General features: G+C 49.1%; 21 protein-coding genes. 6 read left to right on the forward strand and 15 right to left on the reverse strand.

Going from position 1 to position 22965, the window contains the following annotated elements:
* Nucleotides 1-165: 165 nt before the first annotated feature.
* Nucleotides 166-711, forward strand: coding sequence for an SRPBCC family protein (locus tag Q1A04_RS16845; protein WP_299708330.1), 546 nt, complete (start codon nt 166-168; stop codon nt 709-711).
* A 51-nt stretch (nt 712-762) separates the two neighbouring features.
* Here the strand turns inward: Q1A04_RS16845 and Q1A04_RS16850 are convergent, their stop codons facing one another.
* The 10 genes from Q1A04_RS16850 to Q1A04_RS16895 all read right to left on the reverse strand — a co-directional run bounded on the left by Q1A04_RS16850 (nt 763) and on the right by Q1A04_RS16895 (nt 11665).
* Nucleotides 763-1233 carry a DUF421 domain-containing protein gene (locus Q1A04_RS16850; RefSeq protein WP_299708332.1) on the reverse strand — a complete coding sequence of 157 codons (471 nt, stop codon included), beginning with the start codon at nt 1231-1233 and terminating at the stop codon, nt 763-765.
* Nucleotides 1234-1242: 9 nt separating this feature from the next.
* Entirely contained in the window at nt 1243-1746 is a 504-nt protein-coding gene (locus Q1A04_RS16855; RefSeq protein ID WP_299708334.1) for a hypothetical protein, read from the reverse strand.
* 48 nt (nt 1747-1794) lie between these two features.
* Nucleotides 1795-2688, reverse strand: a complete 894-nt coding sequence (locus tag Q1A04_RS16860) for a hypothetical protein (RefSeq protein ID WP_299708335.1) — start codon at nt 2686-2688, stop codon at nt 1795-1797.
* 124 nt (nt 2689-2812) lie between these two features.
* On the reverse strand, nt 2813-3682 hold the full coding sequence (gene dapA / locus Q1A04_RS16865) for a 4-hydroxy-tetrahydrodipicolinate synthase (protein ID WP_299708336.1): 870 nt from the start codon (nt 3680-3682) through the stop codon (nt 2813-2815).
* A gap of 72 nt (nt 3683-3754) precedes the next feature.
* Nucleotides 3755-4489, reverse strand: coding sequence for a LytTR family DNA-binding domain-containing protein (locus Q1A04_RS16870; protein ID WP_299708337.1), 735 nt, complete (start codon nt 4487-4489; stop codon nt 3755-3757).
* Between the two features lie 4 nt (nt 4490-4493).
* Nucleotides 4494-5507, reverse strand: coding sequence for a histidine kinase (locus Q1A04_RS16875; RefSeq protein WP_299708339.1), 1014 nt, complete (start codon nt 5505-5507; stop codon nt 4494-4496).
* A gap of 414 nt (nt 5508-5921) precedes the next feature.
* Nucleotides 5922-7934, reverse strand: coding sequence for an NAD-dependent DNA ligase LigA (ligA, locus tag Q1A04_RS16880; protein ID WP_299708340.1), 2013 nt, complete (start codon nt 7932-7934; stop codon nt 5922-5924).
* Between the two features lie 173 nt (nt 7935-8107).
* A complete protein-coding gene (locus tag Q1A04_RS16885) occupies nt 8108-8599 on the reverse strand; it encodes a DUF4920 domain-containing protein (RefSeq protein ID WP_299708341.1) in 492 nt (163 codons plus the stop codon).
* 128 nt (nt 8600-8727) lie between these two features.
* Complete coding sequence (locus tag Q1A04_RS16890) at nt 8728-11022, reverse strand: patatin-like phospholipase family protein (RefSeq protein ID WP_299708342.1); 2295 nt, start codon at nt 11020-11022, stop codon at nt 8728-8730.
* Nucleotides 11023-11098: 76 nt separating this feature from the next.
* A complete protein-coding gene (locus Q1A04_RS16895) occupies nt 11099-11665 on the reverse strand; it encodes a hypothetical protein (RefSeq protein WP_299708344.1) in 567 nt (188 codons plus the stop codon).
* Nucleotides 11666-11911: 246 nt separating this feature from the next.
* Here Q1A04_RS16895 and Q1A04_RS16900 point away from each other — a divergent pair, with 246 nt between their 5' ends.
* Nucleotides 11912-12583, forward strand: a complete 672-nt coding sequence (locus tag Q1A04_RS16900; protein WP_299708346.1) for a cytochrome c oxidase subunit 3 — start codon at nt 11912-11914, stop codon at nt 12581-12583.
* Here the strand turns inward: Q1A04_RS16900 and Q1A04_RS16905 are convergent.
* On the reverse strand, nt 12580-14769 hold the full coding sequence (locus tag Q1A04_RS16905) for a gliding motility-associated C-terminal domain-containing protein (protein WP_299708347.1): 2190 nt from the start codon (nt 14767-14769) through the stop codon (nt 12580-12582). The genes Q1A04_RS16900 and Q1A04_RS16905 overlap by 4 nt on opposite strands.
* Nucleotides 14770-15084: 315 nt before the next feature.
* Here Q1A04_RS16905 and Q1A04_RS16910 point away from each other — a divergent pair, with 315 nt between their 5' ends.
* Complete coding sequence (locus Q1A04_RS16910; protein ID WP_299708348.1) at nt 15085-15549, forward strand: hypothetical protein; 465 nt, start codon at nt 15085-15087, stop codon at nt 15547-15549.
* Nucleotides 15550-15681: 132 nt separating this feature from the next.
* Here Q1A04_RS16910 and Q1A04_RS16915 read toward each other — a convergent pair whose 3' ends face one another.
* The 3 genes from Q1A04_RS16915 to Q1A04_RS16925 all read right to left on the reverse strand — a co-directional run bounded on the left by Q1A04_RS16915 (nt 15682) and on the right by Q1A04_RS16925 (nt 17854).
* Nucleotides 15682-16113, reverse strand: a complete 432-nt coding sequence (locus tag Q1A04_RS16915) for a DUF2147 domain-containing protein (RefSeq protein WP_299708349.1) — start codon at nt 16111-16113, stop codon at nt 15682-15684.
* A gap of 637 nt (nt 16114-16750) precedes the next feature.
* Nucleotides 16751-17125 carry a hypothetical protein gene (locus Q1A04_RS16920; protein WP_299708350.1) on the reverse strand — a complete coding sequence of 125 codons (375 nt, stop codon included), beginning with the start codon at nt 17123-17125 and terminating at the stop codon, nt 16751-16753.
* A gap of 102 nt (nt 17126-17227) precedes the next feature.
* Nucleotides 17228-17854: a C40 family peptidase gene (locus Q1A04_RS16925; RefSeq protein ID WP_299708352.1), complete on the reverse strand. Its 627-nt coding sequence runs from the start codon at nt 17852-17854 to the stop codon at nt 17228-17230.
* Nucleotides 17855-18112: 258 nt separating this feature from the next.
* On the opposite strand from Q1A04_RS16925, the gene Q1A04_RS16930 reads away from it, so the two are divergent.
* From Q1A04_RS16930 to Q1A04_RS16940, 3 genes are all read left to right on the forward strand, one after another.
* Nucleotides 18113-18526 (forward strand): hypothetical protein, encoded by a 414-nt coding sequence (locus Q1A04_RS16930; RefSeq protein ID WP_299708354.1) that lies wholly within the window; start codon nt 18113-18115, stop codon nt 18524-18526.
* Between the two features lie 99 nt (nt 18527-18625).
* A complete protein-coding gene (locus Q1A04_RS16935) occupies nt 18626-20434 on the forward strand; it encodes a PDZ domain-containing protein (RefSeq protein ID WP_299708355.1) in 1809 nt (602 codons plus the stop codon).
* 460 nt (nt 20435-20894) lie between these two features.
* Entirely contained in the window at nt 20895-21251 is a 357-nt protein-coding gene (locus Q1A04_RS16940) for a hypothetical protein (protein ID WP_299708356.1), read from the forward strand.
* A 33-nt stretch (nt 21252-21284) separates the two neighbouring features.
* On the opposite strand, the gene Q1A04_RS16945 is transcribed toward Q1A04_RS16940, so the two are convergent.
* Nucleotides 21285-22709: a Glu/Leu/Phe/Val dehydrogenase gene (locus Q1A04_RS16945; RefSeq protein ID WP_299708357.1), complete on the reverse strand. Its 1425-nt coding sequence runs from the start codon at nt 22707-22709 to the stop codon at nt 21285-21287.
* Between the last annotated feature and the right edge of the window lie 256 nt (nt 22710-22965).

A 22965-nucleotide genomic window follows, 5' to 3' on the forward strand; every position in this document is an offset into this window, starting at 1 on the left:
CTTTTTTTCAACATTGCGTATAAGTGACTATACATTAGTATTGAATTTCCATCTGAGAAAGGCCACAGCGTAACAGCTGTGGTTTTTTTCAATTTTTTGTGAAATCTTTGATATAGGACAAATTCAATTCAATTTGGTTAAATTTTACGATTCGAACATAATTCCATGAGCATACTCAGGTCTTTTCTATTAGGTGTCATTACCCTGATCGCGATTCTGGGTATCATATCCATTAGTTTGCCGCGTCAAATCCATATTCAGCGCGATATTATCATAAATGCTTCAGCAGAAGAAACTTACGAGCAGTTGAGTGACCTCCGTAACTGGCCTAAATGGCTTCCGGGCAACCATACCGGCACAGGCAGAGCCCTGAGTTATGCAGGACCGTCCGTTGGGTCAAGCCTGCATTGGACCAGCGAGCGACGAAGTATAGGGCAGAGCGTTGTCACTATTGTAGATGCCGAACCTCCCAAAAAGCTCGTTACCAATCTGGAGTTTGAAAAGAATGATAAGGCGCACAGCACCTTTACGCTCGAGGAAACAGAAGAGGGCACCAAGCTAACGTGGCATTTGGAGAAGTACATGGGAGACAATCCGATCCACAAATTTTCAGGATTGCTGATTGACAGTACAGTGGGAGAGGAGTTTGAGGACGGGCTCGCTAATATCAAAAAAGAAGTGGAGTCTAAATACGTGCTGACCGACAACTAAGTACAACCACACACGCAAGACTAGTAACTTTCTTAAGGTATAGCTTTTCAGCTATACCTTTTCTATTTCCTTCTGTTCCTGATCTTTTGGTATGATGGTGATCTTGCCGTCTTTTTCCAGAATGGCGTACTTGATCTGATCGAGCCGCTCGAGTCCCCGAAGAGCCCTAGCCGATTCCATGATATCCGCTTCATCTACCCGCACCTTTTTTAGCTGCTCATGCAGCACCTTGCCATCGTCGAGGAGAATTACGGGCACCCCATCTAGCACTTTTCCGAAGTAGTTATACTTTTGCTTGAGAAGTGAAAGGCTGATATCGGCCAACAGGAGGGTGATGATCAGCACAAAACTGTTCATCATGGAATGGTCCTCGCCGACGAGCGCCTGTTCCGCTGTTTCAGCGATAATCAGCAACAGCACAAAGTCGAACACAGTGGCCTCGTACAGGGTTCTTTTGCCACTAATCCTGAAAATAATCATCAGGAACACATACAAGACCAGTCCTCTGATAACGGTTTCCATAGCGTAAACTTAAGGGTATATAAACTGCGTGATAGCTACTTTTTTCTTATCAGTGGAGAAGTGCAAAGGCAGGGAGCCCATGCCTTTTGGCGTCAAGTAGAAGGTAACGGAAAATGGCTGGTTGGCTGTAGTGAAGCTATAAGTGATGCCCTGTTCGTGGGTATAGACCTCCGAAGGCTCAGGCACGACTTTATCTATTTGAAACTTCTCGTAAAAATCTTTGCTGAGGTGCAGGTCCGTGAGGGAGTTGCTGGTAGAGGGTGCCAGCTTCACTTTAATTTCGGCGGGGGCGCTGCGTCTCAAAAAGCGTTCGTATTCGACCTCAAGCAATTCGGAGCTGTCGCCTGCTTTTAGGCTTTGTAGATTGCCGATACCACCATCGCCGGTAAAGCCCAGCAAAGCTGCAATAATTACAAGCGCCATGATAACCCAAGCCACCCGCTGGATTTTCCAGCTGTTGCTTTCCAGTTGAATATCTTCGTCTATCTCAAGTTCACCCCTATGCTTTTTCACGGCTATACCTTGCGTTTGCTTTCGCAGGTATATAACGCTCGGGCAACTTTATGGTTTTGCTACACTGTCGGGGCTGGTAATTTCGGGATAGGCTTCCGTTTTAAAATCAGCTACTTGCTTATAAAGCTTGCCTTTTTCGGCGAGCGAAGACAGGAAAAGCGTAACCTTGGAAGTGTTGAAGTGGTTGGACAGATCGGCCAGCAAGTCCGGTATACCGTCACGGTCAAGGTCGCCCACCCAGAGGAGCACATAGATGGCACTCTCAAAGTTTTCGTCAGAAGCCAGCTCCTGCGTGATCTTGCGTCCGTTTTTGATACCCGTCACCGTCCATCTGTAGTTTTGTACTGAGTATGACTCTGATCCTTCCTGTTGAATGCTGTCGCCGCTTGCCGCCAAGGTATAGGTCTTGCCTTTAAAGTTAAGGTCGATGGAAGTATTCGGCAAAATCACCTGACTCGGATAGCCCACGGTGTCCACTTCACTGGCCTGCAGTTTAGCTATACCTGTCACGAAGAAAAGAGTGCTCGGGTGATCGCTCTGCACTTCACGCCCTGACCGTATCTGTCGGCCTTTATCAAAAACCGGATCAAAATATGTGGTGACCTGCAGGCGGCTGGGCTGTAGCCGGAAAACACTGTCATCCTGCACAAGCGCCATCCAGGACTTCTGTTCCGCGCCTTGCCATACCTCGTGCTTATGGAAGCGCCCTTCGATCATGATCTTGGCGGCTGTGCTGGGTTCCGGACTCAGATCAGTGGTGTCAGGAGCATAGTGCTGCATCTCGTCATCGGGAGGTAGTTTGGCTGAGTCGGGTGCCTGCAACAGACTGCTATCGGTCTCCAACAAGTGCGTATGATCCGTTTGGTTAGCCTGCGACTGGTCCGGAGAATTGTTGCAGGCCGCCATGCTCAAAGCTAAAAACAGGATCGCAAGTATACGCATTATGCTGGGGTATTAGGATAGAAGAAAACGAATATAGCGAAAATATCTTTTGGGCGAATAAAAAACAGGAAGGCTGGCCATCGCCAACCTTCCTGTTCTATAAGCTATACCTTGAAACGAAGGACTAAAGGTTCTTATAGAGTCTGTCTTTCAAGCCGGCAGAAGCCTCTACCAACGGAAGGCGCACGGCTCCGCCGCATACGCCAAAGCGCTCCAGTAATGCCTTTACACCCACTGGGTTGCCTTCTTCATACATCATCGGGTTGATATCCACGAAGTCGAAAAGCAACTCAGACGCTTCTTTGAACTGATTAGTCAAACCCAAGCGGATCATGTTGCTGAACTTCTCCGGGAAGGCATTAGCCAGCACAGAGATCACGCCCACGGCACCGAAGGAGATCATCGGCAGGGTGAGCATGTCGTCGCCGCTGATCAGCATGAAGTCGGCTGGCTTGTGCTTGGCAATGTGCATACACTGCTCTAAGTTACCGGAAGCTTCTTTTATGCCGATAATGTTTTTGTGTGCAGCCAATCGCACGGTAGTCTCAGGGGCAATGTTACTGCCCGTGCGGCCCGGCACGTTGTACAGGATCACCGGCACCGGACAGGCATCGGCAATCTGGGTATAGTGCTGGATGATGCCTTGCTGCGAAGGCTTGTTGTAGTAAGGGCTCACCGAAAGCACGGCAGTTATACCTTCCAGATCGGTTTTTTGGATCGTGTCAAGAACGTGCTGTGTGTTGTTACCACCCAAGCCATATACCAGCGGCACACGGCCATTCACATGCTTCTTCACGAAAGCCAGAATCTCTGCTTTTTCTTCAGTGGTGGTTGTTACCGATTCACCTGTGGTTCCGTTTACCACCAGATACTCCACACCACCTTCTATGGTGAAATCAAGCAACTGGCGCAAACCGTCGTAGTCCACGTCTAGGTTGCTGGCAAAAGGCGTTACCAGAGCAACACCCGTTCCTTTTAATTTATCTTGTATCATGCGCTGTTTTTCTAAAGCACGAAGTTCGAACTATCCAACGGATTCTGCAAACAGGAAGACAGGAATCAGTGGTTACTGTATATTATTCTCCTCCACCCAGTGCAGGAAGTGGTCTTTGTATACCTCACCAATCGGGATTTCTTTGTTGCCTATGCGGATGCGACTTTTTTCGATGCTATCGATCTTGTGCAGCGCTACAATGAAGGAGCGGTGCACGCGCATGAACTTTGATTCCGGCAGTTTTTCCATGGCCTTGTTCATACTCAGGAGGGTAATGATCTTGTGGTCTTTGGTCTGGATGATGATGTAGTCCTTCAAGCCCTCGATCCAGAGGATATCGGCAAAGTCGACACGAACGGTTTTGTAGTCAGCCTTTACGAACATGAAATCCTGCTCCGTGGCAGGTGGGGCAGAAGCGGCGGCTGGGGCTTCGGGTGCTTTTTGGCTGCGCTGCAGACGTTCTTGCGCTTTGGTGACGGCTTTCAGGAAGCGATCGTAGGGGATGGGCTTGAGGAGGTAGTCTACGGCGTCGTGATTGAAGCCCTCGAGTGCATAGTTGGGGTAGGCCGTAGTGAAAATGACCAATGGTTGATGTTTGAGAATGTTCAGAAACTGTATACCCGTGAGCTCGGGCATTTCAATGTCCAGAAACATCAGGTCGATCTGCTCTTCCTGTAATACCTGCATGGCCTCCGTGGCGCTTGAACATGTTTTCACAAGATGGAGAAAAGGCAGTTTGCTCACATAGCTCTCAATAATATCGAGGGCAAGCGGTTCGTCGTCAACGGCAAGGCAGCGGATGGTCATAGGTCTATTTTTTTGTTTGGAAGTACAGTTTCAGCGAAGCGAAAAATGTATGGTCTTTTTCTTCTAAATACAGTTCGTGTCGGTGAGGGTAGAGCAAGTTAAGGCGTTGCTTTAGATTTTGCAAACCAATGCCGCCAAAGTCCTTTTTTTTGTGGCTGCTGCTGTTGTTTACGGTCGAGAATTGCAGCCAATCCTCCGTCACCACGAGGTTGAGCGTAATGCCCACCTCGTTGCGGCTCACCAGTCCGTGCTTAAAAGCATTTTCAACAAGCGTCATCAGGAGCATGGGGGCGATCTGTTTTCCGGACGGGTCGCCTTCCACGTTCAGGCGGATACTGGTCTGCTCGCGCAGGCGCAGCTTCTGCAGGTCAATGAAATTCTGAATGTGCTCCACCTCCTTCTCCAGACTCACCAGCGTGTCGTTGCTCTCGTAGAGCATGTAGCGCATCAGGAGTGAGAGTTTCATGATGGCGTCTGGCGTTTCAGGGGACTGTTTGTAGGCCAGTGAGTAGATGTTGTTGAGTGTGTTAAAAAGAAAGTGGGGGTTCACCTGCGACTTCAGGAAGTTTAGCTCGGCGGCCAGTTTCTGGTTTTCAAGCTCCTTGTTGCGCCGCTCGTTGCGGATGTAATTACCGGTTACTTTTAAAGCTGAACTGATAAACACCACAATCAAACCGGCCAGCACATAGTTAAGAATACGATCGGAGGAGTAGAGCACCGTCATACCCGGATTAAACTCCCGGAACACGTAGAAGTCAAGCGGAGAGCGTACCAGCGCAACGGCCGTAAGGGTGAGCAAAACGACGCCGAGGTACCCAAAAATCTGGTTTCTGGCCAGAAACCGGGGGATCAGCACATACCAGTTGAGGTAGAAGATCATCATGGCGAAGCTGAGGCCTATTAGTGAGTCGACTGCCTTGTTAAAGGTAAGGCCGCGCTGAAACTGAATGTAGAAGATCCAAGCTCCAAAAAATGCCCAAGCTGCCACGTGTATGGCTAATTTGTACCGCTTCTTCATGCTAAATGGTGGTAGGGCTATCAAGTTCAAGGCCGTATTTGGGAATGGGTGATAAAGCTATTTAAATATCAGTCTTTTACTGAAGTTAAGCAATATTACGACGCTTCCATTTAAACGCAGCCCTATACTATACAGAAAGGCAAACCTGCCCTATTAAATCGTTTTTTTATAAGATCAAACCTGAAAAGGGCGTAAACGGTTGTTTGTATATCCTTTTCGGCTGTTCGTCTATTTCATTTTTATTTGTCCACTCAAATGCCTCCATTTGTAGCATGCTTCCCGGCTTCATGCTGTGGCGGGAGGACAGGCTTCGCGGCCTGAATTAGAGTTTAAATGTTTTTATTGTTTGTTTGTAAATCAATAAACGCCGGCCTCTTGTAGACCGGCGCTTATTTTTTGTAAGTATGTTATAAATTAATGACTTACCATACTTAAGAACTCATCTTCAGAAAGAATGGTGATGCCGAGTTTGTAGGCTTTCTCGAGCTTGGACGGCCCCATTTTGTCGCCTGCCACCAAGTAAGACAGTTTGGCTGAGATAGAGCTGACCACCTTGCCGCCGTGGCTGACAATGATGCGCTGCAACTCTTCGCGGCTCACGCTTTCAAACACACCCGATATCACAAAAGTCTTGCCCTCCAGCTTGTCGCTCTCCATTTCAGGTGCGGTGTTTTCGGACTTGAATTGCAGACCGGCAGCTTTAAGGCGCTCGATCAGTTCTTGGTGCTTCGGAATGCTGAAGTACTGTAACAGAGACTGCGCAATGCGGTCACCGATCTCGTTCACGGCAATCAACTCTTCATACATTGCGCCGCGCAGCGCTTCAATATCTGGGAACTGCTCGGCCAGTTTCTTGGCCACGGTGCTCCCCACATAGCGTATACCCAACGCAAACAGCACACGGTCATAAGGCGTCTGCTTCGATTTCTCCAGACTGTTGAGAATGTTATTGGCCGATTTCTCGCCCATGCGCTCCAGATTCACCAGCTGCTCAAAAGTAATGTCATAGAGGTCTGCCACGTTGTGAACAAAGCCGACCTTGTAAAGCTGCTCGATCGTTTTGGGGCCGAGCTCATCGATGTTCATGGCTTTGCGGGAAATAAAGTGCTCGAGCTTGGACATGATCTGTGGCGCGCAGCCTTCCTCGTTCGGGCAGTAGAAGTTCGCTTCGCCTTCGGTGCGAATCAGTTCGGAGCCGCAGGCCGGGCAATGTGTTGGGTAGATGATCGGCTGCGAGTCGGCAGGCCGTTTGCTGAAGTCCACACCCGTGATCTTCGGTATGATTTCGCCGCCTTTCTCCACGTGCACGATGTCGCCCAAGCGCAGGTCGAGGCGCTGTATCTCGTTGGCATTATGCACGGAGGCACGCTTAACTACTGTGCCCGCCAACAGCACAGGTTCCATGATGGCCACAGGCGTAACGGCTCCGGTGCGGCCAATCTGGTACTGGATGTCGAGCAAGCGGCTCACGGCGCTCATGGCCGGGTACTTGTAGGCAATCGCCCAGCGCGGGCTTTTAGCGGTATAGCCCAGCTCTTCCTGCAACGCATAGCTGTTCACTTTCACCACCACGCCATCAGTAGCGATCGGCAGTTCGTGACGCTTCTGTTCCCATTCGTTGATGTAGTCGAGTACGGTATCGATGGAGCTGCACTTGCGCCACGTATCCGAAACCTTAAAGCCCCATTTCTGGATGGCCTGCAGACTCTCGGAATGTGTGTCAAAAGGATTAGAAGCGCTCATGAAGCCGTAGGAGAAACAACCCAGTTTGCGGCTGGCCACAATCGCCGAGTCTTGCTGCTTAAGCGTGCCGGAGGCGGCGTTGCGCGGATTGGCCAGGAGCTGCTCGCCGGCTTCTTCGCGGTCGGCGTTCAATTGTTCAAATACCTGCAGAGGTAGAAAGACCTCGCCACGCACCTCAAAACTTTCCGGGAAGCCGCTGCCGTGCACCTGCAACGGGATGTCGCGGATCGTGCGCACATTGGGGGTGATATCGTCACCGCGGGTGCCGTCGCCGCGTGTGGCGCCCTGCACAAACTCGCCGTTCTCGTAGGTCAGACTGATGGCCACACCGTCGAACTTCTGTTCGCATACATATTCTACTTCGTCACCTACCACCCTGCGCACGCGCTTGTCAAATTCCCGCAGGTCCTCCTCCGAGTAAGTATTGCTCAGCGAGAGCATCGGGTACTTGTGATGTACCGTCTTGAAGCTCTTGGTCACGGTTCCGCCCACGCGCTGGGTAGGGGAGTTAGGCTGGCGCAGCTCCGGGTGTTGCTGCTCTAGTTGCTGTAAGCGCTCGAGCATCATGTCAAACTCGTAATCTGTGACTTCCGAAATGCTGTTCTGGTAATATTGGTAATTGAGGTAATTTATGCGTTGGGTGAGCTCCTGAATCTCAGTAGCTGGATCTGTTGCTAAGGCCATAGGGTATTTCTGTTTGGTCTGTAAAAATAGAGAACAGGGCGCAGGCTGCCAAGTACCTCTAGTTTTAAAATCTTGCATTTAGAAAGAACAATCGCCAAGGCTTAAGGTATCAGCAAAGTATAAAAAAAGCGGCTGCCCTTTCGAACAGCCGCTTGGTAGGTATAGCGATTGATTTACTTCAATTTCACGCCGTCGGCCACGAAGCGCAGCTCTTCTCTTGATTGCGTAATGGCGGCAATCTCTTCTACTGACTTACCGGCATCCTCGGCAAAGTGACGCTGGTCCTCCACAGAAATCACCTCATGCTTGGCCGTGCCGGTCATCACGACTTGGCGACCCGACAGATCCTCGACAGGCACAAAGAAACCATAGTCACGGAAGGTCACCTTCATCGTGCTGCCATCCTGCAGTTTCACATCCATCCAGCATCCTTTGGACTGGCAGCTCTCTACGATCTCGGCAGTGACGGTAGCCTGAACAGAATCCTGATCACCAATAGCCTCTTGTAATTGAGCTGTGGATATAATGTTCTCTTCTGCAAACGCAGCGCCGTAGGTGTTTTCTGTCTGAAAGGCGGCTTCTGCTTCGTTTTCCGTTTCGGGTTTGGTCTGTGAGCAAGCCTGAAGGGTAGCGGCTGCCAGCAGCAAGACAAATAAGTTTCTCATATGGGTGTGCGGTTGGTTGGTTACGCCAAATATAGCGATTTGAACAGATACTGAAAATCAGGGAGAAATCTTATTTACAGCTGTGCTGAACCTACCAGCTAAGGCTGTTATAAAAGGTATAGCCCATGCTAGTCCAGTGCTCTATTCTGAAAGAGAAGGAACCCGAGATGAAACAATACGCCCCACTCTTTGGTCTTGTCGTTGTAGTAATTGAGGCTCAGAGCGGCCGGCCCCAGTATGCCGTGGTACACCACAGCTGCCGTGGCCGCCACGCCCGTGCCTGTGAACCTTTTGCCATAGTAGGCCTGCTGTCTGTCATCTTGCAAAATCGGGCGGTAGGGCTGAAACAAATAACCCTCTGTGCGGGCCTCGAGCCGTGGCGTGATCAGGTATACGTATTGTAGACCTCCTGCTGCAAACTGATGTGCCCTAAAACGGTCTAGAAACAAAGTGCGGCTGTCAGCCAGCGGGTGGAAGGCCGGCGCAATGGTCAGGGTAGAGCGGTAGTTGTTATAGAAAGGCTGCGTGGAGAGCACGCCCTCCAGTCTGTAGCCTATCCGGTGGTTGCCAATGCCTATGTAATCCTCAAAGCTCAGGCGGCCATAGAACCAGTTATGCTCCCCTGACAGGCTTAGCGATTCGTTAGCCGTAGAGCCGGGAGTATACTTTTCGGTAGCGCTGACCAAGCGACCCGTGGCCGTGAACATGCGCCCGTTGGAAGGGTACTGCTTGTGATTGAGCGCGCCGCGTCTGAAAGCGGCACTAACCGTGTACGCGCCGGTGGCTGTGCGGTCAAGCGTATCGGATCGCTGTATCTCGAGTCGGTTACTATACTTGTCAATATGTTGTACGTAGGCACCACTGAGCACCAGTTTGCCCTTGTATGTATTGGTAAAGCCAAGATTAAGGGCAAAATTACGATCAGTCTGTTCCAACAGCGGCAGGTTGTTACGCTCCAGCAGCAAACCGGTCGTAGAAAGGAAATTCCAGTGGTTGTATGTAAAGGCGGGTTCTATATAGTAGGGCAGGCTGGCCGGTACATCGATGCGCGTACGCAGCTGAGCGCCTTGGTAAAACCTGCCGGTCTGAATACTGCCTGCGAAGGTATAGAGCTGTCGACCTAGCACGCTGTACTCCAGCCCGGCGTAGATGTTGTCGATCGGGCGGGAGGCAAGGACCCCTCCCAAGGCGATCTTCAGGCCGTCCTCCTTCTTCACATTCAACTGAAAATCGTAAGCTTTGGCTTGCGGGTCGTAGCGCATGGTCGGGTACAGGCTCCTGAAATTTTCAATGGCCGCCAGACGGTAGTAGCCTTTTTTTACCTCTTGCATGGTATAGCCCTCCTCGAGAGAGCTTTTGAAGAAACGGGACACGAAACTTTGCTGGTTCCGTTCTAAGCCCTGAATTTGTATCTTTTGAAAGGAATGGGGCTGGAACCCGCTTCTGAACTTCTCCCGTTTTGCTACCAAGGTCTCTGCACCTACCCTGCGTTTTATCTTGGAGCGTATGTAGTCCATTTTTTGGTTCGCCTCTTCGTACCCAGCCGCGAAAAAATCCTCCACATTTTTAAAGTCTAGGGAGGTAAGGTTGCCAAGGTCAGGCTGCAGGTAGATGTCTCTCTCGCTGAGTGCAGTGGAGTCAGAGTTCGACATCATGGCATAGAGCAAGGTATAGGCCAAGTCAAAATCATCATTTTCATAGGGGTACTCGCTATAGGTCTTAGACGAAACATTCACCCCGATGATGATGTCAGGCTTAAAGTCGTTTCGGGCCACATCCACAGGAAAGTTATTGTACAGGCCTCCGTCAAACAGCAGACGTTTTTCAATCCGGATGGGCTTGTAGAACAGCGGTACTGTAAGTGTGGCCCTAACGGCATCGGCCAACTGCCCTTTACGCAAAATTACTTGCTGCTGCGTAAAGATATCGGCGGCGACGCAGCGGTAGGGCACCATTAGTTTGTCGAAGTCGTAGCCTGCGCGGGCTGCGGGTTGGGAGAGGAGTTGGGCCAATGCGAAATTGAGCGAGGCGTCATTCACCAGATTGGAGGTAAGCTTGGCCTGAAAAGCCGAGTCGATCGCCACGTGCAGCTTCAGTAGGGCCGGATTGGGGTCGGGCGAAGCGAAGTTGTAGGTATAGTTCTGCTCCGGTTTGCCGGTAGCCCAAGCCTGAAATGCCTCTGTGTGGACCAAGTACTCGATCTCGGCAGGGGAATAGCCTGCCGCGTACAGCGCCCCCACGATGCCGCCCATGGAGGTGCCCACAATGTAGTCGATCGGGATGTTGTTTTCCTCCAATGCCTTCAGGACGCCCACATGCGCTAAACCCTTGGCACCGCCGCCGCTTAGCACGAGGGCCACTTTCTGGGCATGGCTCGCCGTGGCAGTCGCAAGTAGGAGGAGAAAGGCAAATAGCAGATGCAAAATAATTCGGCTAGTTGCCTGTTGGCACATGTATAGGCTATTGAAAGCCAGCGGGTGAAACATGTTATAGCTTCGGTTATCGGTTTCTCAGATCGGCCCAGCGGGCACTGTGTATGGTAAACAGGATACGGCCTGTTAAAATGGGGGTATAGCGTGCAGGCACTTTCAGTCGCATACTCTGTAGCATCAGCTCAAAACTGGTGCTGAAAGTGATCATGTTGCGATCAGGCGTGAAGGTTACCGGCACCACCGTCTCTTTGATGATACCCTGTATATTGATAAAAATACGGCTGTTCAGCGTTTGTCGATTACGGTTGCCTGCGTTTATCTGTTCTACGGGTGCCTCTATTTCGAAGTAAATATCCGGAAAGCGGGAAGAGAAAAATACATCCTGTGCCATGGCAACGGGTGTAGAATCGTTGGCCGGCAACAGCATGGCGATCGGAAGCAGACACTCTAACCGACGGGTGTTCTCATTGTAGCGCACAAGCATTTTGTTCGAGGCAAAGTCATAGGTGCTGCGCTCGCCCTCCAGCGAAACAAAGATGCTGTTGTTGGAGGTATAGGGTATGCGATGTTGCTGTGCCCGCACCGATACCATTGTCAGTAAAATAAGAAGTACAGGCAGTAAGTGTTTTGTCATAGTATGGCCAAGTGACATGTACTCCTGCTAACGCAAAAGGAACAGGAAAGATAATGTGGAGGTCTTCTTTTTAAGGTTTGCACGAAATCAGATATACCCACTTGCCGCCATCTTGTGATCGTATGGCGAAAATAAAGCAGAATTTAACCAGCAAATCATATTTTTTGTGACGCATTTATAAAACTATAAACAGGCTGTACTGGTATATAGAAAGAGAAAAACTATCCTTAATCCTATTAGTGAGGTATGTCCTTAGCGAATGGCTGGGAATGCTTGGGGAGAGGGCTCAACATGAATCAGGACAGAAAGAATAAAGTAGACGCGCGCCAAGGTTCAGCCTTTGGTAAAATTGAGCACATGCACCCTATTCGGATGCTGCTCTACCTGTCTATGATCGGAATTGGCGTTCTTTTCTTCGTGCTGATCGTGGCCTTTGTCAGAACCGGTGGTTTTGGCAGTGAGCAATTTACGCTACCAAAGTTTTTCAGTGTCAGCACGCTACTACTGCTCTTTAGCAGCTACACCATCAACAAAATACCCCGCATTTATAAAAAAGACAAGCTCCGCAAAATGACCCGCTATCTGGCGATCACGTTTTTGCTGGCCGCCGCCTTTATTGGGGCGCAAGTGCTGGGCTGGCGTGAGCTTACTGTCTCTGGGGCCTATTTCTCAGGCAAGGCCTCAGGTAGTTACCTATACCTGATCACGGCACTGCATTTACTGCACTTATTGGGCGGTTTAATCTTTCTGGCCTTCCTGTTGTTTAAAACGGCACATATGGCCAGCGACGGGGTGCGCAGCCTAATTTTTATCCGAGATCCCTACCGCCGCCTGCAGCTTTCCATGCTCTGCACCTACTGGCATTTTCTGGGCCTGCTTTGGCTCAGCCTCTATCTTGTCATCCTCTTCATGGCCTAGCGCACCAGCGTAACGGAGCCCTTGAATTTGTCAGCCCCTAAGTCAATCACGTAGAAATATACTCCGTCGTTCACGCCCTTTCCGTCCCATTTAAAGTTATGCTCGGTACTGGAGAACACCTCTTTGCCCCAGCGGTTATAGATGCGGATGTGCTGGAAAGCACTCGTGCACGCATCAGCCGGCATACCCGGTATCTCAAAAAAGTCGTTTAGTCCGTCCTCATTCGGGGTAAAGATGTTTGGCGGAACAAAGGAGCGGTATTCAGGTGCCTTTACGCGGAACTCCATCACGATTGTCTGATCAGGGGAGGGCGAGCAGGCGTCCTCGCTCAAGCTGAAGGTGACACGGCTTACCCCCTGTGTAAAGGCATCGCAAGTCGCCACCCAGTTGAATTTACCTTCAGCGGTTCCAAATCCCCCGGTAGAGGTAAAGGTCATACCCAAGTCGGCTAAGTTAAAACCATCTCCAACCGCCCGCATACTCAGGAGGTGCTTGTCAAGGTCCGTTCCATTAAACAAAGCCTCAAAAGGCTCATTTAGGTCAACCTCAAAAACGAGCGTCTGCTTGTCTGTGGTGAGCACGGGCACTTGGTTCGGGTAGTCGGTGCGTACCTCTATGCGTTCGGTGCGGGACACAGCTTCGCCGCAGACCATGGAGGTAGCCGTAAAATCAATCAGATAGGAGGGCTGCCGCAGTGCCTCACAGTCAATAAGCCATGAAAAAGGAGACATGACCTGACCTATTCCGGTTCGATTTTCGAAATTGATCGGTACGGTACCTAGGTTAAAGTTTACGCCCGTAGCCGTAATGGAAACTTCCTCATCGTCGGGGTCAAAGCCCAACACATTGAAGTCAATAAGATCGTTTTCACGGACAATGAAGACCCGATCTGGCTTGGAAATTTCAATGGATGGTGGCTCATTAGGTATAGGCTCGATGATGAAGCTGACCTCCAGCGTATCTTGCCGGGGCAGACTGCAGCCATTGTCCTTAACGATCAGGTTCATTTTATATACCTTTCCCTCAGTGTCAAAACATTCGTCGAAACACAGCGTGGCCTTTAAGGAGTCGGTACCCGCTGTGCTGTTTACGATGCCTGTCGTGGCTCCTGAGAAAGAGTATAAGTCGCTTGTAAAGTTGACAGGCCGCGCATAGAGCGTAAGCGCAGAATTGGGGTCAGGGTCTGTAAAAACCACATTCAGACAACGGGCATCGGTAGGGCTGATGCGAATCACATCCCCTTTCTTGTAAAAGTCAGTTTGTCCATTCGCTCGGGCCTGTACCACAGGACTGTCGTTCCGCGGGCAGTCTTTTACAAGCAGCTGAAAATCACGTCGCACTTCTCCAATCTTCACGCCGTCGCGATACTCTTGCGCCCGCACGCCAAACACATACAGACCCGCGCTTGCAGGGCGCACGGTCAGGCGTCCGGTTTGTGACTCTATCGTGATGGGAGGTGAGCCCAGTATCTGACTGGTGCGGCTATAGCCGGGTCGCCACGTAATTTCTGGGTAGGGCGCTGGGCTCGGTGGTGGTGCCGCATTGTACGGGTCAGGAGTACTGTAGCCATTTAGAGGGGTAACCATATCATACACAAGCGAGTCGCCGTCAGCATCTGTCCCACTAAAATCGTAATAAAAGAGATCATTGGCACAGGCATAATCGCTCAGCGGCGGGAAAAGCCTTGGTGAAGAGTTTACAAACGGTGCATTGTTTTTGGTGACAGGCGGAAACTCCATGTAGAAAGCCTGCGCGGCGTCTTCTGGCCGCACAATGTTATTGATGGTGCGGTTGCGGCAACAGCGTTCCCAGACAACATAATACCCCTGTGGACCGCTAAAGGACTGAGGGGAGAGAAACACGTCCTGATAATAGATCAGCCTTCTGGTGCGCAACTCCCCGATGGTGCAGGCTATATCAGTATAATTTACAAATGTATTGCTGCGCAGCGGCATGTACACATCCATTTTGAAAGCATTGGTCTGCTTGTCAAATATCCGGACTCTTACCTGCTGGTCCAGCGCACCCGGATCCCCGTTCACATCGTCAAAATAGAGGTTGAGGGTGAGGCGGTAGTAATACCCTTCCCGATGCTGCAGCTCAAACTCTCCGCCTACGATGTGGGTGGCCGCCGCCTGCAGGCTTAGCATAAACAGACTAAGTAAGAGGAGTAGAAGCTGCTTCATGAATTAGGGATTACTAATATTACGAATACTTGTAGAGGCAGTAGCAAGTGCTAGCTGTCTTCACGGTTTTTAAGTTACATTAAAACACGTAATTTACCTATCTGCCCCAAAATATTTATTGTTACATAACCCAACATTCAGGTAACATTTTCGTTATAGTGCTTCTGGGAATCTTCTTAAAACTGCAATTAAGAACCGAAATAATACTGTTTATACGCTGTTAAAACAAATCCAGCGAAGCAGGGTTAAGTATCAAGCATCTGTTAAGATGCTGTTTGTCAAATTGATCGTTTACCGACTAATGTATATACCATCATGACGTTAACACAAGAACTTGAACTGAAGAAAAAGTTGCTGCAAGAGTCCAACAAGATACTGAGTGGGCAGATACAGGCGGCTAAAGAAGCCATGGACGAAGCGCAGGAGAGTGCCAATGAGCACCATGGCGCCATCGAAGATAAGTTTGAATCGTTTAGGGAGGCCTGCCAGATACAGCGTGACATGTACGCTAGGCAGCTCGATGAACTGATCACGACCATGGGCCTGCTCAAACGGGTTAATGCCACGAAGGAGAACAAAGAGGTCTCATTTGGTGCCGTAGTCATGACGGAACTGCAAAACTACTTTATTGGGGTGAGTCTAGGTGAGTTGAAGCTCGAAGGGGAGTCCTTTTACGCAATTTCGAGTATGTCGCCACTGTACAAAGCCATGGCTGGCAAGATGAGCGGGGAGACCTTTGTCTTCCGTGACAAGGAGTACAAAGTGCTGCAGGTATTTTAGTTATATGCCGTATGTGGGCGACACTGCCAACCTTTTGTGCAAAAATGAGTTTAACTAGATAGTAAAGGGTTGAAAATGGAAAAGGTTGGCTTTCGGGCCAACCTTTTCTGCTTTATACTTAAACGGAATCGCTTATTCTACGCGTGTCCAGTTCTGGGTTCTTCCTATCAGCGAGATACCAATATAGCCTTTCACTTCCATTTTGTCTTTGCCCGTCATTTTCATGTAGCAGGAGTAGGTCTTGCCGCTCTCTGGGTCATAGATCGTGCCATCGTCCCACTTGTTATCGCCATCATATTCAAAGTTCTTCATGAACACGAGGCCTTTGAGCGGACGATTGCGCAGCTTCTTATCAGGGTTATTGTCGTCCATCTTCGGTTTTCCATTGCGAAGGGGCTCTTTCAGTTCGATAATCTTGCCATGCAGCTTGTTACCTGACTGGTAGATTTCGAAACGGGCTTTGCCTTCTTCATTGGTCCAAACGCCAATCGGGGAAAGTTTCTGTGCCCAAGCTACAGTTGAGAATAGCATGAGGACAACAAGGGTTAGTAGGTGCTTTTTCATGATTTGCTAGTTGTTTGATAAGATTAGTAACGAAATATAGACAAAATAATTCATTTTTCAACTAATACACACCGTTGGTCGATTTTTACGCTAGTGCAGTATTTAGTCTTTATTCATTTTCAAGATAATCTACAGGCATTGTTAATTTTTCATGAACCAGATAGCAGGCCATTCAGATTTTGCACAGTATTCATTTTGAGTGACTTAAAAACATAGTATGCAATTTATAGGCCAGTGTGCCTTGAGCGCAAAGAAAATATGACAAAATAAGTGCTAAACCTTGTGAACTTATCAGCGTTATTTTAACTTTATACTATCAGTTAAGCGGCGAGTGCTGCGGCTTTGCGTATGACTGCCTCGGGCAGCGACGCATGGTTTATGTCGGACTAAAGAGAAAGGAGGTGCTATGTCTAATCCATCAGTCGTCTTAGTAAGCCTTGGTAATAGTGTTCACCTTAACGGTGAACTGGCTTAGTAAGCAGTGAGTATCTACTGCTTGCGCAGTAAATATTACCTTTGGTCTTGAGTGATGGTGCCGCTGCAAAACAGGGCGCCGCTTGTTAAGATTTGAAGGATTCTTAAAAGCGCTTGATGTAACTTGACGGGCTACATCAGGCGCTTTTTCTTTTTACCCCGCCTATAGATCATCTTTGTAAATGGTGTTGTTACCCAATCTGCGTTCCCGCAGGAAGGAAGCGACATAGGAAAACACCGCCAAAAAGCAGCTAATTCCCATCACAAGCAACAAAGTGTTTTTGACGTCCCATTCAAAATTCTCCGGATCGATGCGCAGGATGAGCAGGAAGCCTGCCAGCAGCGTAAGCGCCGTAACCGTGTTGAATACGAAACGGTTGTGGCGGCGCAGGTGGTAAGTCGTGGCTAGCAGCAGGATGCCGAAAGCCGGTGCCGCCAAAGCCAGCAAGGGGCGGGAGGGTATCAGGAAATAGGCTGCCAGTCCCGCAAGGATTAGCACAAGCGCATTAATGGTATTGGCTACGTAAGGATGCACCATGTTCTCTCAGGTTTAAATGAAATGCCACCGGACAGGCAAATACCTGTCCGGCTATATAGAATCTCATACGTAACAAGGGAGGTAAGGTGTTTGGCGGGCGTATTATATAACGCGTCGAATGCCGAGAAAGCGTATTTCATAACCGGTACCTTCTACTTGGCTCACTTTAACGCCGCCGTTAGAAGAGGAGTGTACAAAGGAAATCACGTCACCGGGCTCTGAAATTACAATGCCCACATGGCCAGGTTCCCGCACATCCGGGTTTGTGCCTGTAAACACCACTAGGTCACCCGGACGGGCCTCTTCACGATCAACTGGTATACCATCTTGTGACTGAGTGGTTGAAGAACGTGTGATGGGAACATCAAACTCTTGAAACACGTGGGAGGTAAAGCCGGAACAGTCAAAACCACCGCTGGTAGTACCGCCATATACATAAGGGGTGCCGATGAGTGAAAGCGCGTAGGCGATAAGCGTATCAGACGGAGCGGTGCCAGTGGCATCATACCAAGTAGTTTCGGTAGGCTCTGTGCTTCGCTTAGCCTTAGAGCTTTTCGGTGTGATTTTCTCTTCTATAGAGGCAAGACCTTGGGTACGTTCGGTTTTATTTACTGCAAAATGCACCGGGGTAATCTCTGTTGCAGTTGTTGTAGTATCGTCCTCCATGAAAAACACGATGAAAAGCAGTAAAACAACGGGTGCGGCAATCAATGCAAAAATCTTTTTCATAGCTATATGGGTCATGGTTTGTAACACATAGTATGGAAATATCGTGCCAGAATACCTACCACATCCAAATAGAGTAGGCAAAGGACGCTTCATAAATTGACTCAGCATATCTTTTATTCGCATAGCATTAACATCCATTCATCAGCTTTTTAAGGCTATTCATCTAGAATCTACCATTTAAGAAATTAATATGGTATAATAATGTTATAAATTAGTATAAAATACATAATTTTGTGGTGTTAAATGACAATTTCTCGAATGGAGCTTTACAAATCAGAAACATGTGCAGTTGAATTCACTGATAATCGCTTGGTGTTTCTTTGTCATGGTAAGTTGGAGTCTCAGCAATTCAGAGAAGCCCTGATGAAAGCGCTGCGTTTCGCTAGGGAGCATCACGTTAAGCAATGGCTGCTCGACCTGCGTGAAATCGGCAAACTGAGCGAAGAAGAGGAAGCTTGGGTACAGGTGCAGTTGTTTCCCCAAATTATGATGCATTTAGGAACGGACAACCATCTGGCAGTAGTAGTGGATGAACGGTGTTATGATGATATGTTAAGCGAATCCGGGTTGTTGGGGCTACGCAGCTACAATTCATTTATTGTCATTAACACATTCTGTCAACTGCCTGAGGCCATCGCTTGGCTAGACAAAGGGCAGTCTAAATGTGCCTAATCAACTCGCTTTAGTGCCCAGTCAGGTATAGGGAATTTTGAAAAGCAGGCATTTTGTCGTAAAATGCCGGAAGCTTTCATTCAAATTCACTTATACAGCATGTTGCAAAAAAGGCAAACACTACAATTTCTACTTCTTTCTTTCTGTTTATTTATTCTGACGGCACACGCCACACTCGCCGCAGACCTTCGTTACAACCTGTCCATGCCGGAACCCCACACCCACTACTTTGAGGTAGAGGTGGAGCTTACCGGAGCACGCAAACCCTATATCGACTACAAAATGCCTGTCTGGGCGCCCGGCTCCTACCTAGTGCGTGAATTCGCCAAAAACGTGGAGGGCTTCAGTGCCACCGACAAGTCGGGAAAGGCACTACGGCATGAGAAGATCGATAAAAACACGTGGCGGGTATACAGCAACAAAGCAGACAATGTGCGGGTGCGTTACAAGGTATACGCTTATGAAATGAGCGTGCGCACCAGCTTTCTGGATGCATCGCATGGCTATGTGAACGGGACCAGCGTGTTTATGTATCCACAGGGTTACCAGAACGAACAAGGCACACTGGTGGTGAAGCCTTTTAAAGACTGGAAAACTGTTTCGACTGGCCTTAAGAGCATGGGGAATTTCAGCTATACCTTCCCCAACTATGATATTCTGGCTGACTCGCCTCTAGAGATCGGAAACCACGAGGTCCTGCGTTTCGAGGCCGGCGGCGTACCGCATGAGGTGGCCATGTACGGCGAGGGCAATTACGAGCCCAAGCGCTTACTAGCCGATATGAAAAAGATCGTGGAGGAGTGCATCAGCCTGATGGGCAAGCTCCCCGTGGACCGCTACGTGTTTATCGTGCACAACCTGCACAAAGGCGGAGGCGGACTGGAGCATTTAAACTCCACCACGCTGCAGACCAGCCGCTGGAACTACGGCACCGAGCAAGGCTATACCGGTTTTATGGGGCTGGTGGCGCACGAGTACTTTCACCTCTGGAATGTGAAGCGCCTGCGTCCGGCCCCGCTTGGGCCTTTCGACTATGACAAAGAGAACTATACCCGACTGCTGTGGGTATCAGAGGGTATCACGAGCTACTACGATGATCTGATCACACAGCGCGCCGGATTGATGAGCACTCAGCGCTATTTAGACGTAGTGGCTGGCAGCATCAGCTCTGTGGAGAACACACCCGGAAACAAGGTGCAGGCAGTCAGCGAGTCCAGCTTCGATGCATGGATCAAATACTACCGACGCAATGAGAACAGCAACAATGCGGAGGTATCATACTACACCAAAGGCGGTGTGTTGGGGCAGCTGCTGAACATGGAGATCATGAAGGCGACGAAGGGGGACAAGAGTCTAGATGATGTGATGCGCTATATGTATGGGCGCTATTACGAAAAGCTTGACCGCGGTTTTACGGAACAGGAGTTCAAAGATGCCCTCGAGCGCTTTGCAGGCCGCAAACTGGACGACTTCTTCCGCGACTTTGTTCATGGCACCGAGACGCCGGATTACAACAGCTATTTTGAAGCGGCCGGTTTGCGACTGGTAAACACGAACGAGGGTGTGCTAAACCTGAACTGGGGCGCTGGAACTGCTGTGGAGAATGGCAAAACTGTTGTGAAGAGTGTGGCGCGTGGCAGCAGCACCTGGGAGGGCGGCTTAAATGTGAACGACGAACTGATAGCCATTGACGGTTTCCGCGTAGATGGCGATGTCTCCGCCTTGATCAGTGGTCGCGCTATCGGGGAAACGATGCCGGTAACGGTGGCGCGCGATGGCAAACTGCTAACACTGGAGGTGCCGATCGTGCAGGACGAAAGCGTGCGCTACCGATTTGAGCGGGTAGAGAAACCAACGGCTCTGCAGCAGAAGATTTACAGTAACTGGCTCAAACAGACAGGTTCCTAAGTCCTGTTCTCTGCGAGCTTTAAAGGAGGGCGGCATTCATGATGAGTGCCGCCTTTTTTATGCAAAGCAGTGGCATGAGCCCAAGCATGCCGGCGGATGTAACAGTGGCTGTTTGTTTCCTATAACATGACAGACGCAATATAGAACTCAGCTTAAGTAGTTATTGACACGGATTTTTGTTCAAGATTTTGTGTGTAGAGCGATGTTGTTGTCAAATTATTTATTGCAATTGCTTAGAATAACGGTGTTTTGGACGGAGTTTCTTTTACATAAATTGCACCGTTAGAAGCACTTATTGTAATGAACGAATTTGCAGTTTTTGAAAAAATATTTTATATTTCGCATATTATATTAAGGATCAAGTGCTCTGCTTATGGTGATTAGCGATTCTAAACTTGCCCATATCTCTTTCTCGGAAAGCTTTGATATTCTTTCTATCAGGTGGAAAGCAAACCCTGATATGGAGCAGTTTAAAAATTTGTATTGGCAGGTACTGCAGTTTGTGAAGACGCAAAAGAAAATTTGCTACTATAGCACTGATATCTCACAGATAGGACCTTTTAACACAGATCAAGAGGCTTGGCTTAGCCGGGAGTATTACCCTCAGGTATCTAATATAATAGGGGAGAACATTTACGCAGCAGTTATATTTTCAGAGGGGCACTTTAAAGCGCTCGTGAATAATTACGTGGCTTCAGACCCGCTGCCATTAAATGATTTTATCCATTTCAACTACTTTACGGATGTAGAGGAGGCTGCCGACTGGCTCAAGCTTATGCAAAAAGGTCAGGATGTTGCTTTTGCAGCTACATCCTGACCTTCTCAAATGCCCTTTGCTGTGCGGGCTATATCAAGGGAATATGCCCAGCGCCTCATAGCTCACCCCAATCTTCTCAATCGCAGACAGGAAGGCGGCCGTACGCATGTCATGTATATCCTTTCTGTTCATAACCCCCCTTATTTCATGGTAGGCGTTGATCATGGTGTCCTCCAGCCCGGATCGCACCAAACTGATCTCATCAGCACCCTGAATGAGCAGGCTGCGCTCGTGTGTTGTGAGGCTTTTACCCGATGAACTTTCAATGGCGTTCACCAGTCTTCTATGGCTGGCTTCCTCTGCTCGTTTCCCCATACGCCCAAAGCGAACATTAGAGAGGTTCTTCAGCCATTCGAAATACGAGACTGTCACACCACCCGCGTTAATGTATAGGTCCGGTATTATGATAATACCTTTTCCGAGCAGCACCTTCTCCGCATCACGCGTAACAGGGCCATTGGCGCCTTCCGCTATGATTTTGGCTTTTATGCGGTCGGCATTGCCGGCGTGGATCTGGTTTTCAAGAGCAGCCGGTATGAGGATGTCGCATTCCTCTTCGAGCAATTCTAAGGAGTTCTCAAAGTTCTTACACTTCCCAAGGCTCAGGATTGAACCCGTCTCGCTACGGTGTTTAAAGGCCTCTTCCACATCAATGCCATTCGCATTGTAAATGCCACCCTCACGTTCTGCTATACCTATGATGATGGCACCGTCCTGCTGGCAAAACTGGGCTGCGTTGTAGCCCACATTGCCGAGACCCTGCACAATAATGCGCTTGCCTTCCATGGTGTTCCCCTCGATCCCGGTTTTCTTCATAAGGTCTGTATCGCCAAGCGCCTCCCGTATGCCGTAGAACACACCCAAACCGGTAGCCTCTGCTCTTCCTCGTATACCTCCCTGTCCAACCGGCTTGCCCGTTACACAACCCAGTGCGTTGGTTTCGCCATACTTCAAGGCTTGGTAGGTGTCGGCAATCCAAGCCATTTCACGGCTGCCTGTACCATAGTCAGGTGCAGGCACATCCATACCCGGGCCGATCAGGTTTTTCTTGATCAGTTCAGCGGCATAGCGTCGGGTTACTTTTTCCAGTGTTTTAACGGAGCTGGTGCGTGGGTTTATTTTCACGCCTCCCTTCGCGCCACCAAACGGCACGTCAACCACGGCGCACTTAAATGTCATCAGCGTGGCAAGGGCCTTCACCTCATCCTCGTCTACTTGCATGCTGAAACGGATGCCCCCTTTGGAAGGAAGCTTATGATGGCTATGCTGCACTCTGATCCCTTCAACTACCTCTACGCGGCCATCAATCTCAATTGGGAAAGACACTTTGTATACGCTATTGCAGGTTTTGATCTGTGCCAGAATGCCTGGGTCAAGTCTGGAATAACTGGCGGCGTGATCGAAGAACTGATGCACACTCTCCAGAAATTTCTTGCCTTCATTTTGGGTGTTTGCCATACGAGTTTAGTTTTTTGTTGAACTCATTAATTGTGTTTTGAACGTCTACCGGGCCATTTTGTTTGCAAACGCACCGTAGCCTCGGAAACCGACTTAAGTTAGTCATTTTTTATTTGGACCGATACAGAGTTGTCACTTAACCACTTAACTGTTTTTTGTATATGAAACCAATAAAATATTTGACTATTTCTTGTTAATAATATATAAATATTACATCTTTGTTTATAACTGAAACGTAGATTACTGCATTCTTAGT

Source organism: uncultured Pontibacter sp. (assembly GCF_947499215.1).
Taxonomy (GTDB): domain Bacteria; phylum Bacteroidota; class Bacteroidia; order Cytophagales; family Hymenobacteraceae; genus Pontibacter.

What these genes read in the sequence shown, in the direction of transcription:
- Q1A04_RS16945 (WP_299708357.1), bottom strand. Translation starts at nt 22,709, where the DNA reads ATGGCAAACACCCAAAATGAAGGCAAGAAATTTCTGGAGAGTGTGCAT.
- Q1A04_RS16920 (WP_299708350.1), bottom strand. Translation starts at nt 17,125, where the DNA reads ATGGTGCATCCTTACGTAGCCAATACCATTAATGCGCTTGTGCTAATC.
- Q1A04_RS16900 (WP_299708346.1), top strand. Translation starts at nt 11,912, where the DNA reads ATGTCCTTAGCGAATGGCTGGGAATGCTTGGGGAGAGGGCTCAACATG.
- Q1A04_RS16915 (WP_299708349.1), bottom strand. Translation starts at nt 16,113, where the DNA reads ATGAAAAAGCACCTACTAACCCTTGTTGTCCTCATGCTATTCTCAACT.
- ligA (WP_299708340.1), bottom strand. Translation starts at nt 7,934, where the DNA reads ATGGCCTTAGCAACAGATCCAGCTACTGAGATTCAGGAGCTCACCCAA.
- Q1A04_RS16845 (WP_299708330.1), top strand. Translation starts at nt 166, where the DNA reads ATGAGCATACTCAGGTCTTTTCTATTAGGTGTCATTACCCTGATCGCG.
- Q1A04_RS16905 (WP_299708347.1), bottom strand. Translation starts at nt 14,769, where the DNA reads ATGAAGCAGCTTCTACTCCTCTTACTTAGTCTGTTTATGCTAAGCCTG.
- Q1A04_RS16860 (WP_299708335.1), bottom strand. Translation starts at nt 2,688, where the DNA reads ATGCGTATACTTGCGATCCTGTTTTTAGCTTTGAGCATGGCGGCCTGC.
- Q1A04_RS16930 (WP_299708354.1), top strand. Translation starts at nt 18,113, where the DNA reads ATGGAGCTTTACAAATCAGAAACATGTGCAGTTGAATTCACTGATAAT.
- Q1A04_RS16925 (WP_299708352.1), bottom strand. Translation starts at nt 17,854, where the DNA reads ATGAAAAAGATTTTTGCATTGATTGCCGCACCCGTTGTTTTACTGCTT.
- Q1A04_RS16895 (WP_299708344.1), bottom strand. Translation starts at nt 11,665, where the DNA reads ATGACAAAACACTTACTGCCTGTACTTCTTATTTTACTGACAATGGTA.
- Q1A04_RS16940 (WP_299708356.1), top strand. Translation starts at nt 20,895, where the DNA reads ATGGAGCAGTTTAAAAATTTGTATTGGCAGGTACTGCAGTTTGTGAAG.
- Q1A04_RS16910 (WP_299708348.1), top strand. Translation starts at nt 15,085, where the DNA reads ATGACGTTAACACAAGAACTTGAACTGAAGAAAAAGTTGCTGCAAGAG.
- Q1A04_RS16885 (WP_299708341.1), bottom strand. Translation starts at nt 8,599, where the DNA reads ATGAGAAACTTATTTGTCTTGCTGCTGGCAGCCGCTACCCTTCAGGCT.
- Q1A04_RS16875 (WP_299708339.1), bottom strand. Translation starts at nt 5,507, where the DNA reads ATGAAGAAGCGGTACAAATTAGCCATACACGTGGCAGCTTGGGCATTT.
- Q1A04_RS16935 (WP_299708355.1), top strand. Translation starts at nt 18,626, where the DNA reads ATGTTGCAAAAAAGGCAAACACTACAATTTCTACTTCTTTCTTTCTGT.
- Q1A04_RS16850 (WP_299708332.1), bottom strand. Translation starts at nt 1,233, where the DNA reads ATGGAAACCGTTATCAGAGGACTGGTCTTGTATGTGTTCCTGATGATT.
- Q1A04_RS16870 (WP_299708337.1), bottom strand. Translation starts at nt 4,489, where the DNA reads ATGACCATCCGCTGCCTTGCCGTTGACGACGAACCGCTTGCCCTCGAT.
- dapA (WP_299708336.1), bottom strand. Translation starts at nt 3,682, where the DNA reads ATGATACAAGATAAATTAAAAGGAACGGGTGTTGCTCTGGTAACGCCT.